Source organism: Agromyces humi, assembly GCF_009720255.1.
Taxonomy (GTDB): Bacteria; Actinomycetota; Actinomycetes; order Actinomycetales; family Microbacteriaceae; genus Agromyces; species Agromyces humi.
Genome location: NZ_WJSP02000263.1, coordinates 1 through 5,313, shown reverse-complemented (window position 1 = coordinate 5,313; position 5,313 = coordinate 1). Strand labels below are relative to the sequence as shown.

The window sequence follows — 5,313 nt, the reverse complement described above, 5'->3', positions numbered from 1 at the left end:
CCGCCCGTACTCCTCGGCGCGGGCGCGCGGCATCCCGCCCAGCATGAGCGCGAGCGCGACGTTCTCGACGGCCGTGAGCTCGGGGATCAGCAGGCCCTGCTGGAACACGAACCCGAAGGCCTCGCGCCGCAGCCTCGAACGCTCGCGCTCGCTGAGGGCGGTCACCTCGACGCGACCGGCGCCCGAGTGGAAGCCGACGGTGCCGGCATCGGGGCGGGTGATCCCCGCGAGGCAGTGCAGCAGGGTCGTCTTGCCCGAGCCCGAGGCGCCCATGATGGCGACGGACTCGCCGGTGCGCACCGAGAGGTCGACGCCGGCGAGGGCGTGCGTGGATCCGAAGGTCTTGCTGAGGCCGGCTGCCTCGATCACGAAGGAACTCATGCTCCGAGCCTCGCGCCGGAGCGCCCACGCTCGCGTCGCACCCGAGGCGGATCCTGCCACGATCGCGTCATCCTCGCGGATGACCCGGTGGGATGACCCGGTGCGGCGCGAATGAGTGCGGCGCGGCATCCGCTCCCCCGAACGGATGCCGCGCCGCGGCATGATCGCGCGTGTGCGCGATCGATCAGCGCGGCGTGGCGCGCCGGATCACCAGGTACCCGCCGATCGCGCACCCCACGGCGAGTCCGAGCACGACGGTGAACACCCCGACGATGCCGATCCCTCCGAACCACTCGAAGATCGCCGGCCAGCTCTCGGTGAAGGTCGCGATGGCGACGAACCCGAGGATGAGCGCGATCGCGCCGAGCGCGAGCGTCAGCATGCCGCGCATCCGCCACCGCAGGTACACGGTCGTGACGCTCGCCCCGATGAAGAGCACGAAGAGCTGGAGTGCGAGGGTCGTATAGAAGTCGACCAGCCAGCCGTTCTGTCCGTACCAGAGCGCGTCGAACATGGCGATGTTCAGCCACCAGCCGTCGGTCAGCTTCTCGAGCTGCACGAGCGTGGCGATGGCGACGGCGTTCAGCAGCGAGACGATCCCGAACATGGCACTCGTGCCGAGCCAGAAGTCGCGTCGCGTCGCGCCGAAGCCCAGGGCGAACGACATCGTGAGGCCGATGGCCTGGACGCCGACGACGACGAGGTACCACTGGGGCGACAGCACCGCCCAGCTGTAGCGCATCCCCTCGCCCATCTTCTCGGTGTCCGCACCCGCGGCGCCGGCGATCATGCCGATGACGATCATCACCAGCCAGGCGGTGCCGAGGATGATCCACGGAATGCCGAAGAACACCGACGGCGTGAGGGCGTGCAGGCGCACGACGCGCCACACCTCGGTGAATCGCGACCGCGGCTCGGTGCGGACGGACGGCTTCTCGATCACGGCGGTCATGCTGCGACCTCCTGTTCGGTCGAGTCGGCGCGGAGGTCGGCGCCGGTCATGTGGACGATGAGCTGCTGGAGTGAGACCGGTGCGAGCTCGAGGCCGAGCTCGGCGGCCCGGACGCGGTCGGCCTGGTCGAGCCGGCCGTCGATGGTGACGGATGCCAGGCCGCCGATGCCCTCCCGACCGATCACCGCCCGGTCGGCGACGAACGATTCGACCGCCGCGCGGCCGCCCGCCACCGTCGTGGCCGAACCGCGCACCTCGTCGGCATCGCGGTCGAGCAGGATGCGTCCCTGGTCGATGATCAGCAGGTGCTCGAGGAGGTTGGCCACCTCGTCGATCAGGTGCGTCGAGAGCACGATCGTGCGGGGGTGCGCGGCATAGTCCGCGAGGAGCCGATCGTAGAAGATCTGCCGCGCGACGGCGTCGAGGCCCAGGTAGGGCTCGTCGAAGAACGTGAGTGGTGCACGTGAGGCGAGACCGACGACGACCCCCACCGCCGAGAGCTGGCCGCGCGAGAGCTTCTTGATGGGGCGATTGAGCGGGAGCCGGAAGTCGTCCACGAGTCGCGCGGCGAACCCGGCATCCCAGTTCCCGAAGAACCACGGTGCCGCCTTCAGCACGTGCGAGGCGTGGAAGGCGTCGGGGTATCGCTGTGATTCCGCGATGAAGCAGAGTCGTCGCAGCACGTCGGCGTGCTCGGCCGGCGTGCGGCCGAACACCTCCAGCTCGCCGTCGTTCGGGAAGATCTGGCCGGTCAGCATCTGCATGACGGTGGTCTTGCCGGCGCCGTTCCGGCCGAGGAGGCCGTAGATGCGGTTCTCCTCGAGCGTGAAGTCGACGGCGTCCACCGCCGTGAACGAGCCGTAGCGCTTGGTGAGTCCGCTGGCGCGGACCACGGTGCGGGTCATGAGTCGATCCTTTCCGCGCGGAGCAGCCCCGCGAGTTCGTCGATGTCGATGCCGAGCTTCTCGGCCTCGATGATGAGCGGCCTGAGGTACTCGGCGGCGAAGTCGGCCTTGCGACGTTCGATGAGCCGTGCTCTCGCGCCCTGGGTCACGAACATGCCGATCCCCCGTCGCTTCTCCACGATTCCGTCGTCGACAAGGCGATTCACCCCTTTCAGTGCCGTGGCCGGGTTGACGCGCAGGAACGCCGCGAACTCGTTGGTCGACGGGATCTGGCCGCCCTCGGGCAGCGATCCCTCGATGATGTCGTTCTCGACCTGTTCAGCGATCTGGATGAAGATCGGGCGTGATTCGTCCAATGCCGGCCTATCTGGTGTTGCGTTCTGCTGTTGCGTGCCGAACCTCGTTGGTTCATTACTTGTGTAACTAACCAACCATGTTCCGATGCCACTGTCAAGACCTTCGGGCCGGGCCGGTATGTGCGGGCCCAACCGTGCCCGATCGGGCGCCGGCGGCATCCGAAATGCAGGAAGAACGCACGCCACCGCGGCGCGTCGGGCGCTCCGCGCTCGCGCGTCGCCGAGAAGTTCCTACATTCAGCGGGGAGGGGAGGGGACGGCCAAGCGGCGGGGAGGTGAGGGGGAAGGCGGGCGGCGGGGGCGTCAGGCGGCGGCGTCGGCGGGGGTGCGCCGCGGCAGGCGGAGGCGCCCCTGCGCGAGCAGGATGCCGAGCAGCACCAGCAGCGCGCCGACCGGCTCGTGCCAGCTGAACCGCTCGCCGAGCAGCAGCACGCCGAGCGCCACGCCGACCACCGGGGTCACGTAGGTGACCGTCGACGTGCCCGTCGGGCCCCACGCGCGCAGCACGTTGATGTTCCAGATGTAGGCGAGGCCGGTGCCGAGCACGCCGAGCGCGAGCAGGGAACCGGCGATGGTCCAGTCGAGGTCGACCGGCGTCAGGGCGATGAACGGCGTGAGGGCGATCATCACGACGGCCGAGACGCCGATCGAGAGGAACGCGAACGTCGCCGGGGCGATCGGCCGCTGGCTGAGGAACCGGCGCTGGTAGCCGAACGTGAACCCGTAGCAGAGCGTGGCCACGAGGCAGGCGAGCTGACCGGCGAGGCTGCCCGTGAGCGCCTGGTACTGCCACGGCGCGATGATCACGAGCACGCCGACGATGCCGACGCCGACCCCGACCCACCGGCTGAGGCCGAGCCGCTCGACGCGGAACACGAGCGTCGCCATGAGCGCCGTCATGATCGGCGTCGTCGCGTTGTAGATCGACGCGAGGCTCGACGAGACGTACTGCTCGGCCCACGCGAAGCACAGGTAGGGGATGACGCAGGTGGTGAGCGACACCACCAGGAAGTGCAGCCACACCACGCGCTCACGCGGCAGCACCGGTCCCGGGGTACCGTCGGGGCGGTGCACGCGCGGCCGCGTGACGAGCACGATCGTGCCGAGCGCCAGCGCCCCGAGCAGGGTGCGCGACCACGCGACCTGCCCGAACGAGACCCCCTCGAGCGCGACCTTCATGAAGAGGAAGCTGGCCCCCCAGACGACGCCCATGGCGAGGAACTGCACCCACGTCGACAGCCGCCCCGATCGTCGGGGTCCGGATGCCGCGACGGCGGTCTTCGCGCTGGTGCTCGTGCTCACCGGTCGAGCGTACGCCCGGGCACCGCCGGCCGAACCGCGAGGGCAGGTGCTTGTCCGGAATCCGCCGGAGGTGGGCAGGATGCTTCCGCCGCCCGACCCGTGCCCGACCTGATGACCGCCGGGGCCGCGCGGGAGTAGCCTGCTTCCGTATCGGTTCCGGGCCAGTCTCCCCGGAACCGCCCGGGAGCCGCTGGTGAGCGCGATCATCGAGCTGGAGATCGGACCCGGCGAGGAGCCGGGCACGTGGGCCGTCCGCGTGCTCCGATCGGCCGGGGCGGACGCGGCATCCGCGTCGTTCCGGCTGGACGTCGACACCCTCCTCACCCGGTTGCCGTTCATGGACTCCACGGTGCTCGCCTCTGCGGTTCCGGCGCGGCGGGTGCTGACCGAGGGCGAGACCGAGATCCAGCGCGTGGGCACCGAGCTGTTCTCCGCCGTCTTCACCGGCGAGGTCGAGGAGGCGTATCGCACGAGCCGTGCCGTCGCCAAGGAGCGCGGGGAGAGCCTCCAGGTGCGCCTGCGGCTCGTCGCCCCGACGCTCGCCGCCCTCCCGTGGGAGTCGCTGTTCGACCCCCAAGCCGGTGTGTACGTCTGCCGCAAGGAGCCGCTGATCCGTCAGATCCCGACGACGGACCCGATGGAGCCGCTGAACCTCGACCCGCCGCTGCGCGTGCTCGCGATGGTCGCCGCACCCGGCGACCTGCCGGCGATCGACGCCGCGGGTGAGCGGATGCGCCTCGAGACGGCGCTCGGGCCCCATATCGCGCGCGGCCGGATCCTCGTCGAGTGGCTCGACGACGTCACGTGGGCCAACGTGCACGAGAAGCTGCTCTCTGCGCCGTGGCACGTGCTCCACTTCGTCGGGCACGGGTCGTACGATTCCTCCTCCGAGGAGGGCGTGCTCGCGTTCGTCGGCCCCGACGGGCGGGCGGAGTACGTCGACGCGTCGGCGCTCGCCGACCTGCTCGACGAGGCCGAGCCGACCCCCCGGCTGGTCGTGATCAACTCGTGCATGTCGGGTGCCGCGAGCACGAACGAGCTGTACTCCGGCACGGCCGCGGCGCTCGTCAACAGCGGCATCAACGCCGTCGCCGCGATGCAGTTCACGATCAGCGACGCGGCGGCCGTCGCGTTCTCGCAGGGCTTCTACTCAGCGCTCGCCTATGGCCGTCGCATCGACGAGGCCGTGGTCAGCGGCCGGATCGCGATCCTCGGCCTCGGTCGGGACACGCTCGAGTGGGTGACGCCGGTGCTCTGCCTGCGCGGCGACGACACCCGCCTGTTCATCGTGCCGAAGTCCGCGGATGACCCGGATGACTCGGCAGACATCCCGGGAATCCCCGCCGCCCCGCCCGGACCCAGGCCGACGCCGAAGCCCGATCCGCGCCGGGTCCGACTGGTCGCCGCCGCCGCGGCC

At 70.4% G+C, this 5,313-nt stretch carries 6 protein-coding genes; 1 reads left to right on the top strand and 5 read right to left on the bottom strand.

Going from position 1 to position 5,313, the window contains the following annotated elements:
- The 5 genes from GH736_RS16595 to GH736_RS16575 all read right to left on the bottom strand — a co-directional run.
- On the bottom strand, positions 1-381 hold a 381-nt coding region (locus tag GH736_RS16595), incomplete at its 3' end, for an ATP-binding cassette domain-containing protein (protein ID WP_159605308.1).
- Positions 382-565: 184 nt separating this feature from the next.
- Positions 566-1,333, bottom strand: coding sequence for a hypothetical protein (locus GH736_RS16590; protein WP_159605306.1), 768 nt, complete (start codon positions 1,331-1,333; stop codon positions 566-568).
- The gene (locus GH736_RS16585; protein ID WP_159605304.1) at positions 1,330-2,238 is read right to left on the bottom strand and encodes an ABC transporter ATP-binding protein; all 909 of its coding nucleotides are present in this window, start codon (positions 2,236-2,238) and stop codon (positions 1,330-1,332) included. Before GH736_RS16585 ends, GH736_RS16590 begins: the two co-directional genes overlap by 4 nt.
- Positions 2,235-2,594, bottom strand: a complete 360-nt coding sequence (locus tag GH736_RS16580; RefSeq protein ID WP_159605302.1) for a GntR family transcriptional regulator — start codon at positions 2,592-2,594, stop codon at positions 2,235-2,237. Before GH736_RS16580 ends, GH736_RS16585 begins: the two co-directional genes overlap by 4 nt.
- A 303-nt stretch (positions 2,595-2,897) precedes the next feature.
- Positions 2,898-3,806 carry a DMT family transporter gene (locus GH736_RS16575; protein ID WP_159605310.1) on the bottom strand — a complete coding sequence of 303 codons (909 nt, stop codon included), beginning with the start codon at positions 3,804-3,806 and terminating at the stop codon, positions 2,898-2,900.
- A gap of 283 nt (positions 3,807-4,089) precedes the next feature.
- Here GH736_RS16575 and GH736_RS16570 point away from each other — a divergent pair.
- Positions 4,090-5,313: CHAT domain-containing protein (locus tag GH736_RS16570; RefSeq protein WP_159605300.1), on the top strand; the 1,224-nt coding region annotated here is incomplete at its 3' end.

Excerpts from the sequence above, each read along its gene's own strand:
- GH736_RS16585 (WP_159605304.1), bottom strand. The coding sequence starts at position 2,238 with ATGACCCGCACCGTGGTCCGCGCCAGCGGACTCACCAAGCGCTACGGC.
- GH736_RS16575 (WP_159605310.1), bottom strand. The coding sequence starts at position 3,806 with ATGGGCGTCGTCTGGGGGGCCAGCTTCCTCTTCATGAAGGTCGCGCTC.
- GH736_RS16590 (WP_159605306.1), bottom strand. The coding sequence starts at position 1,333 with ATGACCGCCGTGATCGAGAAGCCGTCCGTCCGCACCGAGCCGCGGTCG.